The 14,945-nt window shown below is 59.2% G+C and carries 19 protein-coding genes; 18 read left to right on the top strand and 1 reads right to left on the bottom strand.

Going from position 1 to position 14,945, the window contains the following annotated elements:
* The first annotated feature begins 42 nt into the window (after positions 1 to 42).
* Both fusA and tuf read left to right on the top strand, forming a co-directional pair.
* Entirely contained in the window at positions 43 to 2,160 is a 2,118-nt protein-coding gene (gene fusA / locus CS919_RS02900; RefSeq protein WP_099297988.1) for an elongation factor G, read from the top strand.
* 379 nt (positions 2,161 to 2,539) lie between these two features.
* On the top strand, positions 2,540 to 3,730 hold the full coding sequence (gene tuf, locus CS919_RS02895; protein ID WP_099297987.1) for an elongation factor Tu: 1,191 nt from the start codon (positions 2,540 to 2,542) through the stop codon (positions 3,728 to 3,730).
* Between the two features lie 143 nt (positions 3,731 to 3,873).
* Here tuf and CS919_RS02890 read toward each other — a convergent pair whose 3' ends face one another.
* Entirely contained in the window at positions 3,874 to 4,251 is a 378-nt protein-coding gene (locus CS919_RS02890; RefSeq protein WP_099297986.1) for a hypothetical protein, read from the bottom strand.
* Between the two features lie 663 nt (positions 4,252 to 4,914).
* Between CS919_RS02890 and rpsJ the strand changes: the two genes are divergently transcribed.
* From rpsJ to CS919_RS02810, 16 genes are all read left to right on the top strand, one after another.
* Entirely contained in the window at positions 4,915 to 5,220 is a 306-nt protein-coding gene (rpsJ, locus tag CS919_RS02885; RefSeq protein WP_099297985.1) for a 30S ribosomal protein S10, read from the top strand.
* Between the two features lie 57 nt (positions 5,221 to 5,277).
* Positions 5,278 to 5,934 carry a 50S ribosomal protein L3 gene (rplC, locus tag CS919_RS02880; RefSeq protein ID WP_099297984.1) on the top strand — a complete coding sequence of 219 codons (657 nt, stop codon included), beginning with the start codon at positions 5,278 to 5,280 and terminating at the stop codon, positions 5,932 to 5,934.
* Positions 5,931 to 6,593 carry a 50S ribosomal protein L4 gene (gene rplD, locus CS919_RS02875; protein ID WP_099297983.1) on the top strand — a complete coding sequence of 221 codons (663 nt, stop codon included), beginning with the start codon at positions 5,931 to 5,933 and terminating at the stop codon, positions 6,591 to 6,593. Before rplC ends, rplD begins: the two co-directional genes overlap by 4 nt.
* Complete coding sequence (gene rplW, locus CS919_RS02870) at positions 6,593 to 6,895, top strand: 50S ribosomal protein L23 (RefSeq protein ID WP_099297982.1); 303 nt, start codon at positions 6,593 to 6,595, stop codon at positions 6,893 to 6,895. The genes rplD and rplW overlap by 1 nt, the downstream gene beginning before the upstream one ends.
* 38 nt (positions 6,896 to 6,933) lie before the next feature.
* Positions 6,934 to 7,776 (top strand): 50S ribosomal protein L2, encoded by an 843-nt coding sequence (gene rplB, locus CS919_RS02865; RefSeq protein WP_099297981.1) that lies wholly within the window; start codon positions 6,934 to 6,936, stop codon positions 7,774 to 7,776.
* 16 nt (positions 7,777 to 7,792) lie between these two features.
* On the top strand, positions 7,793 to 8,071 hold the full coding sequence (rpsS, locus tag CS919_RS02860; RefSeq protein ID WP_099297980.1) for a 30S ribosomal protein S19: 279 nt from the start codon (positions 7,793 to 7,795) through the stop codon (positions 8,069 to 8,071).
* A 2-nt stretch (positions 8,072 to 8,073) separates the two neighbouring features.
* The gene (gene rplV / locus CS919_RS02855) at positions 8,074 to 8,436 is read left to right on the top strand and encodes a 50S ribosomal protein L22 (RefSeq protein ID WP_099297979.1); all 363 of its coding nucleotides are present in this window, start codon (positions 8,074 to 8,076) and stop codon (positions 8,434 to 8,436) included.
* On the top strand, positions 8,436 to 9,182 hold the full coding sequence (gene rpsC / locus CS919_RS02850; RefSeq protein WP_099297978.1) for a 30S ribosomal protein S3: 747 nt from the start codon (positions 8,436 to 8,438) through the stop codon (positions 9,180 to 9,182). Before rplV ends, rpsC begins: the two co-directional genes overlap by 1 nt.
* Positions 9,183 to 9,187: 5 nt before the next feature.
* Entirely contained in the window at positions 9,188 to 9,604 is a 417-nt protein-coding gene (gene rplP / locus CS919_RS02845) for a 50S ribosomal protein L16 (RefSeq protein ID WP_099297977.1), read from the top strand.
* The gene (gene rpmC, locus CS919_RS02840) at positions 9,604 to 9,837 is read left to right on the top strand and encodes a 50S ribosomal protein L29 (protein WP_099297976.1); all 234 of its coding nucleotides are present in this window, start codon (positions 9,604 to 9,606) and stop codon (positions 9,835 to 9,837) included. Before rplP ends, rpmC begins: the two co-directional genes overlap by 1 nt.
* Complete coding sequence (rpsQ, locus tag CS919_RS02835) at positions 9,834 to 10,112, top strand: 30S ribosomal protein S17 (protein WP_099297975.1); 279 nt, start codon at positions 9,834 to 9,836, stop codon at positions 10,110 to 10,112. The genes rpmC and rpsQ overlap by 4 nt, the downstream gene beginning before the upstream one ends.
* 135 nt (positions 10,113 to 10,247) lie before the next feature.
* On the top strand, positions 10,248 to 10,373 hold the full coding sequence (locus CS919_RS10935) for a hypothetical protein (RefSeq protein ID WP_268803742.1): 126 nt from the start codon (positions 10,248 to 10,250) through the stop codon (positions 10,371 to 10,373).
* Positions 10,374 to 10,856: 483 nt separating this feature from the next.
* Positions 10,857 to 11,813 carry an ABC transporter substrate-binding protein gene (locus CS919_RS02825; RefSeq protein WP_099297973.1) on the top strand — a complete coding sequence of 319 codons (957 nt, stop codon included), beginning with the start codon at positions 10,857 to 10,859 and terminating at the stop codon, positions 11,811 to 11,813.
* A 102-nt stretch (positions 11,814 to 11,915) separates the two neighbouring features.
* Entirely contained in the window at positions 11,916 to 12,977 is a 1,062-nt protein-coding gene (locus CS919_RS02820) for a FecCD family ABC transporter permease (RefSeq protein WP_228073357.1), read from the top strand.
* On the top strand, positions 12,974 to 14,080 hold the full coding sequence (locus tag CS919_RS02815) for a FecCD family ABC transporter permease (protein ID WP_099297972.1): 1,107 nt from the start codon (positions 12,974 to 12,976) through the stop codon (positions 14,078 to 14,080). Before CS919_RS02820 ends, CS919_RS02815 begins: the two co-directional genes overlap by 4 nt.
* Before the next feature lie 2 nt (positions 14,081 to 14,082).
* Positions 14,083 to 14,874, top strand: a complete 792-nt coding sequence (locus CS919_RS02810) for an ABC transporter ATP-binding protein (RefSeq protein WP_099297971.1) — start codon at positions 14,083 to 14,085, stop codon at positions 14,872 to 14,874.
* The last annotated feature ends 71 nt before the right edge of the window (positions 14,875 to 14,945 follow it).

Below are 14,945 nucleotides of genomic sequence, written 5' to 3'. Positions count from 1 at the left end.
GCACCGGGTCGCTCTCAACCAAGATAAGAGCGGGGTTACCCAGTGGCACTTGAAGCGTTGACTGACCTGAAGAAGGTCCGCAACATCGGCATCATGGCGCACATCGATGCCGGTAAGACCACCACCACCGAGCGCATTCTCTACTACACCGGCATTAACCGTAAGGTCGGTGAGACTCACGATGGTGCGTCCACGATGGACTGGATGGAGCAGGAGAAGGAGCGAGGTATCACCATTACCTCCGCTGCGACCACCTGTTTCTGGAAAGGCAACCAGATCAACATCATCGACACGCCTGGTCACGTGGACTTCACCGTTGAGGTGGAGCGTTCCCTTCGTGTCCTCGATGGCGCTGTCGCCGTGTTCGACGCCAAGGAAGGCGTGGAGCCACAGTCCGAGCAGGTTTGGCGTCAGGCTGACAAGTACGACGTGCCTCGTATCTGCTTCGTGAACAAGATGGACAAGCTCGGTGCGGACTTCTACTTCACCGTGGACACCATCGTCGATCGTTTGGGTGCCAAGCCATTGGTGATGGAGCTGCCAATCGGCGCAGAGGATGACTTCGATGGCGTGGTTGACCTTCTGCAGATGAAGGCTTTGACCTGGCGCGGCGTCACCGAGATCGGTACCGAGGCCACCATCGAAGAGATCCCTGAGGATCTCAAGGAAAAGGCTGAAGAGTACCGCGAGAAGCTCATCGAGACCGTTGCTGAGTCCGATGAAGAGCTCATGGACCGCTACTTCGCTGGTGAGGAAATCACCGAGGACGAGCTCAAGGCTCAGATCCGCAAGCTCACCGTGAACTCCGAGATCTACCCGGTTTACTGTGGCTCTGCCTACAAGAACAAGGGTGTGCAGCCAATGCTGGACGCCGTTATCGAATTCCTGCCTAACCCAATGGACGTCGGTTCCATCAAGGGCCTGGACGTTAATGACCCAGAGAAGGCGCTGACCCGTCAGCCTTCCGCTGACGAGCCATTCTCCGCTCTGGCCTTCAAGGTTGCGACCCACCCATTCTTCGGTCGTTTGATCTACATCCGCGTGTACTCCGGCTCCGTGGAGTCCGGCGCGCAGGTGTACAACACCGTGAAGGGCAAGAAGGAGCGCATCGGCAAGATGTTCCAGATGCACTCCAACAAGGAGCAGCCAGTGGAGAAGGCTTCCGCTGGTCACATCTACGCGTTCATCGGACTGAAGGACACCACTACCGGTGACACCCTGTGCGACATGAACAACCAGATCGTGCTCGAGTCCATGGACTTCCCGGATCCAGTGATCAAGGTGTCCATCGAGCCCAAGACCAAGTCTGACCAGGAGAAGCTGGGTACGGCTATTCAGAAGCTCACGGAAGAGGACCCAACCTTCACCGTGGAGCTGGACGAAGAGACTGGCCAGACCGTTATCGGCGGCATGGGCGAGCTGCACCTGGACGTGTTCGTGGACCGCATGAAGCGCGAGTTCAAGGTGGAAGCAAACGTTGGTGAGCCACAGGTGGCTTACCGCGAGACCATCCGCAAGCCAGTGGAGAAGCTCGAGTACACCCACAAGAAGCAGACCGGTGGTTCCGGTCAGTTCGCACGCGTCATCGTCGGCATCGAGCCTTACAACCCAGAAGAGGGCTCCGAGGAGAACTACCTGTTCGAGAATGCCGTCACCGGTGGACGTATTCCCAAGGAGTACATCCCATCCGTGGACGCAGGTATCCAGGATGCCATGCAGTACGGTTACCTCGCTGGCTACCCGCTGGTGAACATCAAGGCCACCCTGCTCGACGGTGCCTACCACGATGTGGACTCCTCCGAAATGGCCTTCAAGCTCGCTGGTTCCCAGGTGCTGAAGGAAGCTGTTGCGAAGGCAAAGCCAGTTCTGCTGGAGCCACTCATGGCAGTTGAGGTCATCACCCCTGAGGACTACATGGGCGACGTGATCGGCGACCTGAACTCCCGTCGTGGACAGATCTCCTCCATGGATGATCGTTCCGGCGCAAAGGTTGTCACCGCGAAGGTGCCACTGTCCCAGATGTTCGGCTACATCGGTGACCTACGTTCCCGCACCGCGGGCCGCGCAAACTTCACCATGATCTTCGATTCCTACGCTGAGGTTCCATCCAACGTGGCTCAGGAAATCATCGAAGAGCGCACCGGTGGTTCCAACTCCTAGTAGTTGGTAGCCCAACACCACCAAAGGGATCTGGCGCGCACGTGGCCAGATCCCTGACCCTTGGGTAGGGGTCAGCACTCCGTATAATCCGAAAACTTCCCTAAATTCCCCTCTGGGGAACACTAGGTTTTTCAACATCGGGTCATATCGCGTAGTATGCGGTGTGCTGGCCGTTGCCCCATTAACGGACACAGCATTTGTCCTCAACAAATCTGCTGAACGGGCAGCGAGGGCACTATGCACGTTAGTGACAATGGCAAGATAGACGCCGACTGCTCCAGAACTTGCACCACCAGGTGGCAGGCGGAGGACGTCGGAAACGAAGATAAGTATGTGGCTGCGAGAGTCGTAGCCACCGAGAAGTCCAGGAGGACACACAGTGGCGAAGGCTAAGTTCGAGCGTACGAAGCCGCACGTTAACATCGGCACCATCGGTCACGTCGACCACGGCAAGACCACCACCACCGCTGCAATCACCAAGGTGCTGGCAGATGCGTACCCGGAGATCAACAAGTCCTTCGCTTTCGACGCCATCGATAAGGCGCCGGAGGAGAAGGAGCGTGGCATCACGATCAACATCTCCCACGTGGAGTACGAGACTGAGAAGCGCCACTACGCACACGTGGATGCTCCAGGTCACGCCGACTACATCAAGAACATGATCACCGGTGCTGCCCAGATGGACGGCGCTATCCTGGTTGTGGCTGCTACCGACGGCCCAATGCCACAGACCCGCGAGCACGTTCTGCTGGCTCGCCAGGTTGGTGTTCCTTACATCCTCGTTGCACTGAACAAGTGCGACATGGTTGATGACGAGGAGCTCCTCGAGCTCGTCGAGATGGAAGTTCGTGAGCTGCTGGGCGAGCAGGAGTTCGACGAAGAGGCTCCAGTTGTTCACATCTCCGCACTGAAGGCTCTTGAGGGCGACGCAGAGTGGACTGAGAAGATCATCGAGCTCATGCAGGCTTGCGATGATTCCATCCCAGACCCAGAGCGCGAGACCGACAAGCCATTCCTGATGCCAGTTGAGGACATCTTCACCATCACCGGCCGCGGTACCGTGGTTACCGGTCGTGTGGAGCGTGGCATCCTGAACCTCAACGACGAGGTCGAGATCCTGGGTATTCGTGAGAAGTCCCAGAAGACCACCGTTACCTCCATCGAGATGTTCAACAAGCTGCTGGACACCGCAGAGGCAGGCGACAACGCCGCACTGCTGCTGCGTGGCCTGAAGCGCGAAGATGTTGAGCGTGGACAGATTGTTGCTAAGCCAGGCGCTTACACCCCTCACACCGAGTTCGAGGGCTCTGTCTACATCCTGTCCAAGGACGAGGGTGGCCGCCACACCCCATTCTTCGACAACTACCGTCCTCAGTTCTACTTCCGCACCACCGACGTTACCGGTGTTGTGAAGCTGCCAGAGGGCACCGACATGGTTATGCCTGGTGACAACGTTGATATGTCCGTCACCCTGATCCAGCCTGTCGCAATGGACGAGGGCCTGCGCTTCGCTATCCGCGAGGGTGGCCGCACCGTTGGCGCTGGTCGCGTTACCAAGATCACCAAGTAGTATCGCTGGGTTCCACTTTGTGGAACCAGCCCACTTGGGCATCTAAAAACTCCCGCGAGGTATTTCCTTACCTCGCGGGAGTTTTTTGTCTCTTGGGGGGGGGACAGCAGCTCGTAGTCTAAGGATCCTGGGAGAGGGCCAAGCTATCGCCGGCGCTTATCGAACTCCTCTCCGATCCTTTTGCGAACGGTTCCGACGGTACGGCCCAGGCGTCGAGAAAAATCACCGTTACCCGGACGGCCGTCATCAAAACGACGACGCATTTGATCCGCACCGTCGCGGACACGCCCTGCCCAACGATCCGCCTGATCAAATGCTTGCATGGCAACGTCCTCGGGAATGAACGAAGGAAGGTTGTCGCGGATCTCCTTACGGAGACGGAGCTTGCGGTCCCATTGCTCGTCCAACTGTTGTAAAGCGCGGATCAGCGCTTGGTCAGAGCCGCCGCGGTCCGGGTGGTGCTCCCGGATGATGCGACGACGCTCGGCAACGTATTCGGGGTCATTACGGGGTACATTCACGCTCTCTACACTAATGGTCGAAGGATGTACCGGGTAGCTGCGCCGAGATTGCCAAAACTTTTTTGATCTTGTCCAACATCTATGGTTAACTATCAAACGTTGCTTTAACACGGTGCATGAGAACCACACGGTTCAGGTAAGCCCACAAGGAACTGCCTGGCGAGAAGTTTCAAGAAGGCACCGATGGTGAAGTGAGCATGATCCATCGTCAGTAAAGACCGTCATCTTCCAGAGGTGATGGAAGCTTTGCTGTGCGGTAAACGCTGTCAACATGGACGACACGCCCGACAGCGGGTGCCGGAGTGGGGCATGGTAAATGAACAGCGGCAGTAAGCGAAGGCTTGCGGACATCCACGCCACGAATCATCGTGGGGGTGCTCGTCCCTTCCAAGCGTGAAATTGAATATATGGCATGTGTTGGCGGCAATGGCCGTCGCGGATAGCTGAAAAATAATTTCTCGTGGATTTACACCTTGCGCGTTAAGGAAATCCCGTTCATTTGCGGTGCAACCACGATAACGGCACGTGAAGGTTGTAAATACACAAGCGAAACTGGCGACTGGACCAGGCCTCACGGCCGGACAGCGTTGAGACAAGATAAGAGGCGTGAAGCGAAGCAGGATAAACATCCTGCAAGCGTGAATGCTGAGGAAGAGGACAAGCGTGGCGGGACAAAAGATCCGCATCAGGCTCAAGGCCTATGATCACGAGGCTATCGACGCTTCTGCCAAGAAGATTGTCGAGCGGGTAACCAGCACTGGCGCTCGTGTAGTAGGACCTGTGCCATTGCCAACCGAGAAGAACGTGTACTGCGTCATCCGTTCGCCGCATAAGTACAAGGATTCTCGCGAGCACTTCGAGATGCGCACCCACAAGCGTCTGATCGACATTCTCGACCCAACCCCGAAGACCGTTGACGCTCTCATGCGCATCGATCTTCCGGCCAGCGTCGACGTCAACATTCAGTAATCCGGGACCATCTAGTTCCTCGAGAGATAACTGAACTTTAGGCAGCGGAGAAAATTAATGAGTGAAATCGAGATCAAGGGCATCCTGGGCAAGAAGCTCGGCATGACTCAGATCTTCGACGAGGAAAACCGGGTTGTTCCGGTAACCGTCGTTGAAGCTGGGCCGTGCGTTGTTACCCAGGTTCGCACCAAGGAAACCGACGGCTACGAAGCCGTCCAGATCGCCTTCGGCGAAATCGACCCACGCAAGGCCAACAAGCCTGAAGCAGGTCACTTCAAGAAGGCTGGCGTGACCCCACGTCGCCACGTCGCTGAGATCCGCGTCGAAGACGCATCCAGCTACGAAGTCGGCCAGGACATCACCGTTGAACTGTTCAACGACGTGAAGTTCGTCGACGTCACCGGCACCTCTAAGGGTAAGGGCTACGCCGGCGGCATGAAGCGCCATGGCTTCAAGGGCCAGGGTGCTGCACACGGTAACCAGGCGGCACACCGCCGCGTTGGTTCCATCGGCCAGGCCGCGACCCCAGGTCGCGTATTCAAGGGCAAGCGTATGGCTGGCCGCATGGGTAACGATCGCGTGACCATGCAGAACTTGAAGGTCGCCAAAGTCGATACCGAGTCCAACCTGCTGCTCATCAAGGGCGCAGTACCGGGTATCAACGGCGGATTCGTCGTTGTGAAGACCGCAGTGAAGGGCGGTGCACACGCATGAGCAATCTAAAGCTTGATGTACACACCGCTGAGGGTAAGACCAACGGCACAGTTGAGCTGCCTGCCTCCATCTTCGATGCTGAGGCTAGCGTCGCTCTGATGCACCAGGTTGTTACCGCTCAGCTGGCAGCCAAGCGTCAAGGCACTCACGCCACCAAGACCCGCGGCGCCGTCCGCGGTGGTGGACGTAAGCCTTTCCGTCAGAAGGGCACCGGTCGTGCTCGCCAGGGTTCCATCCGCGCACCACACTTCACCGGTGGTGGCACGGTTCACGGACCTCAGCCTCGCGACTACTCCCAGCGCACCCCAAAGAAGATGAAGGCCGCCGCTCTGCGCGGTGCCCTCACCGACCGCGTGCGTCACGATCGCATCCACGTTGTGGAGGAGCTGGTTCCTGGTCAGACTCCGTCTACCAAGTCCGCTCTGAACTTGCTGCAGCGCTTGTCTGGTCGTAAGTCCGTACTCCTCGTACTGACCCGCGAAGACGTCACCGCTCAGAAGTCTGCACGTAACTTGCCAGGCGTTCACATTCTGATCAACGATCAGCTGAACACCTACGACGTTCTGAACTCCGATGACGTGGTGTTCTCCGTCGAGGCCCTGAACGCATTCATCGATGCTGCTACGCCAGCTCAGACGACGAAGGAGGAGGCTAAGTAATGAGCACTATTGCCGATCCTCGCGATATCATCATCGCTCCAGTCGTATCTGAGAAGTCCTACGCACTGATGGAGCAGAACGTCTACACGTTCCTGGTGAATCCAGATTCCAATAAGACCCAAATCAAGATTGCCGTCGAGCAGATCTTCGGCGTGAAGGTGTCTAGCGTCAATACCGCTAACCGTGAGGGCAAGCGCAAGCGCACCCGCACCGGTTACGGCCAGCGCAAGGCCACCAAGCGCGCCATGGTGACCCTGGTCGCCGGCAGCGATCCGATCGACATCTTCGGTGGTCAGGCTTAAGGCCTGAAGGACCCGAAAGGTAAAGAGGAAGCAAAAGTATGGCTATTCGCAAGTACAAGCCGACTACGCCGGGTCGCCGCCAGAGCTCCGTCTCCCAGTTCGAGGAAATCACTCGTTCCACTCCGGAGAAGAGCCTGCTGCGCCCGCTGTCGAAGACCGGCGGCCGTAACGTTCACGGCCACATCACCACTCGTCACAAAGGTGGCGGCCACAAGCGCCGCTACCGCGTTATCGACTTCCGTCGTAACGATAAGGACGGCGTGCTGGCAAAGGTTGCTCACATCGAGTACGACCCGAACCGCACCGCCAACATTGCCCTGCTGCACTACCGGGACGGCGAGAAGCGATACATCATCGCTCCACGCAACCTGAAGCAGGGTGCGCTGCTGGAGTCCGGCCCAACCGCCGACATCAAGGTTGGCAACAACCTGCCACTGCGCAACATCCCAACCGGTACCACCATCCACGCTGTTGAGTTGAAGCCAGGTGGCGGAGCCAAGATGGCCCGTTCCGCTGGTTCTTCCATCCAGCTGCTGGGTAAGGAAGGCAAGTACGCAATCCTGCGTATGCCATCTTCCGAAATCCGTCGCGTCGACATCCGTTGCCGCGCAACCGTTGGTGAGGTCGGCAACGCTGACCAGATCAACATCCGCTGGGGTAAGGCCGGCCGTATGCGGTGGAAGGGCGTTCGCCCAACCGTCCGTGGTGTGGTTATGAACCCTGTGGATCACCCACACGGTGGTGGTGAAGGTAAGACTTCCGGTGGTCGTCACCCAGTGAGCCCATGGGGCCAGCCTGAGGGACGTACCCGCAAGCCGAACCGTCCGAGCGATAAGTTGATCGTTCGCCGTCGTCGTTCCAACAAGAACAAGAAGCGCTAAGAGGAGGTAGTAGAGAATGCCACGCAGCCTGAAGAAGGGCCCATTCGTCGACGAACACCTCCTAGCGAAGGTGGACGTTCAGAACGAAAAGGGCGGCAAGCAGGTCATCAAGACCTGGTCGCGTCGTTCCACCATCTTGCCCGATTTCATTGGTCACACCTTTGCAGTCCACGATGGTCGCAAGCACGTGCCAGTGTTCGTCGATGACTCGATGGTTGGACACAAGCTGGGCGAGTTCGCCCCGACGAAGACCTTTAAGGGTCACGTCAAGGACGACAAGAAGGGTCGTCGATAGTTATGACTGAGACCGTGAATTCCGCACGCGCAACCGCGCGATTCGTGCGCGTTACTCCAATGAAGGCACGCCGTGTGATCGACACGATCCGTGGCAAGTCCGTGGAGGACGCCCTGGCTTTGCTGAAGTTCGCCCCACAGGCAGCTTCCGAGCCAGTTGCAAAGGTTGTCGCGTCCGCGGCAGCTAACGCAGAGAACAACTTTGGCTTGGATCCACGCTCCCTGGTCATCTCCGAGGCATTCGCCGACGAGGGACCAACCATGCGTCGATTCCGTCCACGCGCCCAGGGTCGTGCATTCCACGTCCGCAAGCGCACAAGCCACATCACTGTGGTTGTCGAGAGTCAGAAGGGAAGTGCTCAGTAGTGGGCCAGAAGATCCAACCGCACGGCCTCCGGCTGGGTATCACTTCCGAGTGGCGCTCTCGCTGGTACGCCGACAAGCAGTACGCTGATTACCTCGCAGAAGACATCAAGATCCGCGAGTTCCTGTCCAAGGGCCTCGATCGTGCCGGCATCGCCGACGTTGTTATCGAGCGCACCCACGACCGTGTCCGCGTGGACATTCACACCGCCCGTCCGGGCATCGTGATTGGTCGTCGTGGTTCCGAGGCTGACCGCATTCGCGGCCAGCTGGAGAAGCTCACGGGCAAGCAGGTTCAGCTCAACATCCTCGAAGTCAAGAACATCGATGCCAACGCACAGCTGGTGGCACAGTCCATCGCTGAGCAGTTGACCAACCGTGTGGCATTCCGTCGCGCAATGCGCAAGGCAATCCAGGGCGCTATGCGCCAGCCACAGGTCAAGGGCATCAAGGTCGTTTGCTCCGGTCGCCTGGGCGGCGCGGAAATGGGACGCACCGAGCGCTACCACGAGGGTCGCGTTCCACTGCACACCCTCCGCGCTGAGATCGACTACGGAACCTACGAGGCTCACACCACTTTCGGACGCATCGGCGTCAAGGTGTGGATCTACAAGGGTGACGTGGTTGGCGGCCGTCGCGAGAGCCTGATGAACGCTCGTGAAGAGCGACCATCCCGTGGCGCTCGCCGTGAGCGTCCACGTCGCGGTGGCGCACGTCGTCAGCGCGCAGAGCAGAAGCAGGAGGGCTAAGAAACATGCTTATCCCGAAGCGCGTTAAGTACCGCCGTCAGCACCGCCCACACCGTACCGGTGTATCCAAGGGTGGTAACCGGATCACGTTCGGTGACTACGGACTCCAGGCTCTGGAGCCTACCTACATCACCAACCGTCAGATCGAATCCTCCCGTATCGCCATCAACCGCCACCTCAAGCGCGGCGGCAAGGTGTGGATCAACATTTTCCCTGACCGTCCGTTGACCCAGAAGCCGCTCGGCGTTCGTATGGGTTCCGGTAAGGGTCCAGTGGAAAAGTGGGTGGCTAACATCAAGCCAGGCCGCATCCTGTTCGAGGTTTCTTACCCGAACGAGGAAATGGCTCTGGAAGCCCTGCGTCGTGCAGGAAACAAGCTCCCATGCAAGGTTCGCATCGTTAAGAAGGAGGATCAGTTCTAATGGCTACCGGAACCCCGGCCCACGAGCTCCGTGAGCTCAACAACGAAGAGCTGACCACCCGTCTGACCGAGGCGAAGGAAGAGCTGTTTAACCTTCGTTTTCAGATGGCTACCGGCCAGCTGTCCAACAACCGTCGTCTGGGCGTCGTCAAGCGCGACATCGCCCGCATCTACACCGTCCTGCGCGAGCGTGAGCTCGGTCTGTCTACCAACCCTGGTGGTGACGCCGCATGAGTGAGGCAAACGTGACTAACACTGAAAAGGGCGCACGTAAGGTTCGCTCCGGAATTGTCGTGTCCGACAAGATGAGCAAGACCATCGTTGTCGAGCTCGAAGACCGCAAGCAGCACGCACTGTACGGCAAGATCATGCGCCGTAACTCTCGCGTGAAGGCTCACGATGAGGAAGGCCTCGCCGGTGTCGGCGACCGCGTCCGCATCGAGGAGACCCGCCCTCTGTCCAAGGACAAGCACTTCCGTCTCCTGGACATCGTGGAGAAGGCTCGCTAACCCGTTCCTTCACACGCACTTCAAGCCCCTGCCTCCAGCAATGGTGTCGGGGGCTTTTTGCGTGCCATGTTGATTGCCATCGTTGCCGGCCCACGCAGTATGTCCTAGCCAGCAGCAGGTCTACACTCACCGTTCATGGGTCTCATTGGCGTGTTTTTCGCGGCCAATGGCTTCGGAATTGCCACCATCGCGCAGGCGATCGGAGTGCAGCCCGAATTTGCTGTCGATCAGAAGGTAGTGCGCAAGGCGCTGTCCGGGTGAGCTTTCGGTCTTTGATTGACGTTCGACGGCACGGGGGTACATCCGCCTCCTTCGTCGCATTGCGGGAGCTGCCGTTTTTTCTCGTGGAGTCGGCGACGGCCTCTTCGGTCGCCGTGACTGCCGTGCTTGCGTTGCCTCTGGGCGCTCCTCGGAAGCTCTGGCTTTTGCTGCCCGGGTTGGGATTTGCTCTAGTGGGGCTAGCATCGCGACTTTTGAAAATTCCGGCTTTTCACGTGTGACAGGCGGTGGTGGATTCGATGGCGTGGGCGTTCGTCGCCGGGGGGATGGTCGGCGTGGCCGGATGCGCGATGGCCGTGGATCGCGGGATGTATGGCATTGTCCGCCCGCGCCGAAGTGACGGCATGGCAGGAAAATGTCCGCAGTTCTCAGGGATTTGTATAGTTAGGATAGCCTCGCTATTATTAGGGCAACCTTAATGAATTGGTGACTTAGTCACCTCCACACACACTCCAAAGGAGTCGGATGTCCTCCCGGATTTTTTCTCGCCGTGCAGCACTGAAAGTTGCGGCGGTTGTCACAGCATCATCCCTCGTACTGACGGGTTGCTCCCGCGGTGACAACGAAGATTCAGCCAACACCGGTGAGAACACCGATGCTCGCATTGCATCCGTGGGTCTCGGTGACGCTGATACCTTGCTCGCTTTGGGAATCACCCCTTCCCTCGTTGCGCCGTGGGGCACCGAGGGAACCGTGCCAGAAAACGGCGTGGGCCCATGGTCTCAGGATTTGATCGGTGACGCTAAGCCCGATGTGGTTTACAACACTTCGTCCGGTTTTACCGCTGACATTCTGGAGCAGATCAGCGCATCTGACCCCACCCAGATCATCGCCGTCAACCAGGCTGTCGATACCCAGGCGAAGAAAGCCTTGGAGAATATTGCCCCCACCACTGTAAAGCCAGAAGGGGCCGAGGACTGGCAGATTCCTTGGCGTGATCAGGTAGCTACCATCGCCAAGGCCGTTGACAAGGAAGATAAGGGCCAGCAACTAATCGAGGAAACCGAAGAGTCTTTCGAGAAGTTCATTGATTCGCACCCAGAGCTAAAGGGCAAGCGTGCCGCCATTGTCATGCCTTACGACGGCAAGATCGGCCTCTACACCTCCGGCGACGGACGCGGCCAGTTCATCGAGAGTCTCGGCTTCGAGATCCCGCAGTCCCTGGAAGGTGAAGGCGGTGAGTTCTACCGCGACATCGCTCCAGAGAACTACAGCGACCTCAACGATGTGGACTACCTGTTCGTTCTGGATTACCAGGGCGCTGCAGACACTCTGAAGAAAGACCCAACCTTCAGCAACTTGGACATCGTTCGCCAGGACAAGGTCGTGTGGCTGAACGAGGAAGTCGGTAACGCCATGAGCATGCCGAACCCTGTCACCATCCCTTGGGCCGCCAACAAGTTCGGCGAAGCCCTCAAGTAGGCATCTGTCACCCCGTCGCTCGGGGTGACATGTAGTGCATCTCATAGAGTTACTGTGACCGCAGATCTAGGAATTCAAAGCAGGCCGGCTGTCAGCGAAAGTCTGTCTCGTCGCCAGCCGGTGGCATTCATCGCCGTGGCGACTTTCCTGTTGGTGGGGTTGGCCATCGCCTCCATATTCCTTGGATCCCGGTCGCTTTCTGTTTCCGACGTCATATCCATCCTTGCACTCGGTCCCAATGCAGACCGCGTTGTGCTGCCTGAAGGACTGAGTTCCGATGATTATGGAATTGTCTGGAACCTGCGTCTGCCGCGCACGCTGCTGGCGATGGGCGTTGGGGCCTCGATCTCCATCGCTGGCGCGATCGCCCAGGTGTGGACGCGCAATCCACTAGCTGACCCGGGCTTGATCGGCATCAATGCCGGCGCCGGGTTCGCCGTGGCATTGGCCCTGACCGCGGGGTGGGCGCCCACCATTGGTCAGCGCGCGCTGTTCGGCTTGGTCGGAGCGGCGTGCTCGATGGCGGTGGTGCTGCTGGTCTCGCGGGTGTCCCGAGATCCGCTCACGCTGGTGCTCGTCGGCGTCGGCGTGACGTTTGGTCTCCAGGCGGCGGCTAACCTGATGAGCCTGTATTCCTCGGACACGCTGGAAGGATTGCGTCGCTGGTCGGTGGGATCCACTGCAGGACGGGGCCTCGATGACGCCACCATCGCTGCAACCGGCCTGGTGCTCGGAACGCTGGTCGCCCTCTTCGTAGCTAAGCCGCTGGACTTGCTCGCCATGGGTGAGGAAGCAGCTTCGGCGCTGGGCGTGTCTCCGCAGAACGTGCGGTGGGCAGCAGGCCTGGCGATCGTCGTACTGGCTGGTTCAGCCACGGCAACGGTCGGCCTAGTCACGTTTCTCGGCTTCGCGGCCCCGCACGTGATCCGTCGGTTCACCGGACCCGCTCTCACTAGACTTCTTATCCCGACTGCCTTGACGGGTGCTGCCGCGCTGCTCGCAGCGGATATCGGTGGCCGTTTCATCATGCAGCCCAACGAAGTGGAGATGTCCATCCTCGTGGCCATCGTGGGTGCGCCAATCATGATCGCCACGGTGCGTGAGCGCTTGCCACGCATGAGATGGCGTCGAAATAAGAAGAACTACGAGGCGGTCACACGATGAGTCAGACTGCCCACAATAAAACTTATAACGATGCGCATAAGGAAACCCACGACACGAACCCATTGCGCGAGCTGGCGGCACACAAGCGCGCTCGTAAGCAGCGTTCCGCAGCCAGCGTCGTCTTTTTCCTGCTGATCACTGCGTTCTGCTACTGCGTGATGCTGGGGCAAGGTTCTTTGCAGCTGAGCCCGCTCGAGGTCGTCGAGGTGCTGTTCGGCGGAGGAACCCGACAGGCCATCAGTGTGGTGTGGGACCTTCGATTGCCGGTGGCGATTGCCACGGTCATCGTCGGGGCTGTGCTGGGCATGGCCGGCTCCTGGACGCAAACAATGGCGCGAAACCCACTGGCCAGCCCGGACTTCTTGGGTGTTTCGGGCGGTGCCACGGTGATGGTTGTCGCTGGCACCGTCTTGACCCGCCCAGTGTGGAGCGAGGCTGTTCCGACCTACTGGTGGCGCGCACTGCTGGCCCTGGTGGGCGCGACCATCTTCGTGATCGTGCTGCTGATTCTGGGAGGATTGGGATCCTCGCAGCAGGTCATCATCGTCGGCCTGGCGCTGTCCTTCCTCACCCAGGCGTTGGTTTACTTCTTCATGCAGAATGCCCAGCTGGCACGCGCCGCGGAGGCGCAAACCTGGATGGCGGGATCGACCGGCTTCGTCCGCACGGAGGCGCTGCTGCCCATGGTGTTGGGCCTGTTGCCGTTTGTTCTGCTGGGCCTGACGGTGGCGCGTCAGATCCCGTTGCTGGCGCACGACGACGCCACCATCGCCACCCTCGGAGTGGAAGTCCAGCGGGTGCGGACCACCATCCTCATCTCTGCGACGGGTCTGGTGGCCGTGGTGGTCTCCTTCGTCGGACCCATTGGATTCATCGCATTGGTGGCACCGCAGGTGGCAAAACTGGTGGCCAAGTCTCCCGTCCCGCCGGCTATCGGCGCGTCCGCAGCAGGAGCTGCCATTCTCATGGGATGCTCCGTCATTGCGGGTTGGCTGCCGTTTGCTGCACCGGTGGGGCTGGTTACGGCCGTCATCGGTGGTCCCGCGCTGGTCTGGCTGGTGTGGAGTTATTCACGTGCACAGGGTGTAGGGAGAGGACAATAATCATGAAGATCTCAGCGGATAATGTGAGCGTCGCCTACGGCGAAGGCCCCACGATCGTTCACGACATGAGCTTGAATGCCCAGCCTGGCGAGGTCACCACGTTCCTCGGCCCCAACGGGTGCGGCAAGTCGACCTTCCTCAAGGCGCTATCCCGCCTGCTGACCCCCACCAAGGGAAGCGTGGAGATCGACGGACAGCCGCTGCATCAGCTCAGCGCACGCGAGGCAGCCACTCGAGTGGCGCTGCTGCCGCAGCACCCCGTGTGTCCTGAGGGACTCACCGTCGGCGAGCTGGTGGAGAGGGGTCGGCACCCACACCGGAAGTATTGGTGGTCGGCGGGCTCGGCGTCGGATAATGAGACCATCGGTAAGGCTCTCGAGCGCACCGATACCGCACACCTGGCCAGACGAAAGGTCGCGGAACTGTCCGGTGGACAGCGCCAGCGCGTGTGGATGGCCATGGTGCTCGCACAGAACACCCCGGTGGTGCTGCTCGACGAACCCACGACGTTCCTCGACCCGGCTCACGCCATCGAGATTCTCGAACTCGCGCGCGGTCTGGCGGCTGATGGCAAGACTGTCATCACCGTGTTGCACGATCTCATGCTGGCTGGGCAGTACTCGGATCGGCTCGTGGTGATGAAGGGCGGGCGGCAGATTGTGACGGGCTCGCCTACGGAGGCACTGACCTCGTCGGTGCTGCAGGAGGCCTATGGTCTCAACGCCGAGGTATGGGAAGATCCGCGGGGCAATTCTCCCGTGATCGTTCCCCGCGGCACGCTGTCGCAGTCCTAGGGCCTTGGGGTGAGTGCAGCCTTGGGCGGTAGACCTCCAAGTTAGGTTATGCTAAGTTGAGTCTTGTTTGC

Origin of the sequence: Corynebacterium dentalis (genome assembly GCF_900232865.1) — a bacterium.
GTDB lineage: Bacteria > Actinomycetota > Actinomycetes > Mycobacteriales > Mycobacteriaceae > Corynebacterium > Corynebacterium dentalis.
The sequence above is the reverse complement of the archived record's forward strand: the minus strand, read 5'-3'. Positions and strand labels throughout refer to the sequence as shown.

What these genes read in the sequence shown, in the direction of transcription:
- rplC (WP_099297984.1), top strand. Translation starts at nt 5,278, where the DNA reads ATGAGTGAAATCGAGATCAAGGGCATCCTGGGCAAGAAGCTCGGCATG.
- rplD (WP_099297983.1), top strand. Translation starts at nt 5,931, where the DNA reads ATGAGCAATCTAAAGCTTGATGTACACACCGCTGAGGGTAAGACCAAC.
- rplW (WP_099297982.1), top strand. Translation starts at nt 6,593, where the DNA reads ATGAGCACTATTGCCGATCCTCGCGATATCATCATCGCTCCAGTCGTA.
- rplB (WP_099297981.1), top strand. Translation starts at nt 6,934, where the DNA reads ATGGCTATTCGCAAGTACAAGCCGACTACGCCGGGTCGCCGCCAGAGC.
- rpsS (WP_099297980.1), top strand. Translation starts at nt 7,793, where the DNA reads ATGCCACGCAGCCTGAAGAAGGGCCCATTCGTCGACGAACACCTCCTA.
- rplV (WP_099297979.1), top strand. Translation starts at nt 8,074, where the DNA reads ATGACTGAGACCGTGAATTCCGCACGCGCAACCGCGCGATTCGTGCGC.
- rplP (WP_099297977.1), top strand. Translation starts at nt 9,188, where the DNA reads ATGCTTATCCCGAAGCGCGTTAAGTACCGCCGTCAGCACCGCCCACAC.
- rpmC (WP_099297976.1), top strand. Translation starts at nt 9,604, where the DNA reads ATGGCTACCGGAACCCCGGCCCACGAGCTCCGTGAGCTCAACAACGAA.
- rpsQ (WP_099297975.1), top strand. Translation starts at nt 9,834, where the DNA reads ATGAGTGAGGCAAACGTGACTAACACTGAAAAGGGCGCACGTAAGGTT.
- CS919_RS10935 (WP_268803742.1), top strand. Translation starts at nt 10,248, where the DNA reads ATGGGTCTCATTGGCGTGTTTTTCGCGGCCAATGGCTTCGGAATTGCC.
- CS919_RS02825 (WP_099297973.1), top strand. Translation starts at nt 10,857, where the DNA reads ATGTCCTCCCGGATTTTTTCTCGCCGTGCAGCACTGAAAGTTGCGGCG.
- CS919_RS02815 (WP_099297972.1), top strand. Translation starts at nt 12,974, where the DNA reads ATGAGTCAGACTGCCCACAATAAAACTTATAACGATGCGCATAAGGAA.
- CS919_RS02810 (WP_099297971.1), top strand. Translation starts at nt 14,083, where the DNA reads ATGAAGATCTCAGCGGATAATGTGAGCGTCGCCTACGGCGAAGGCCCC.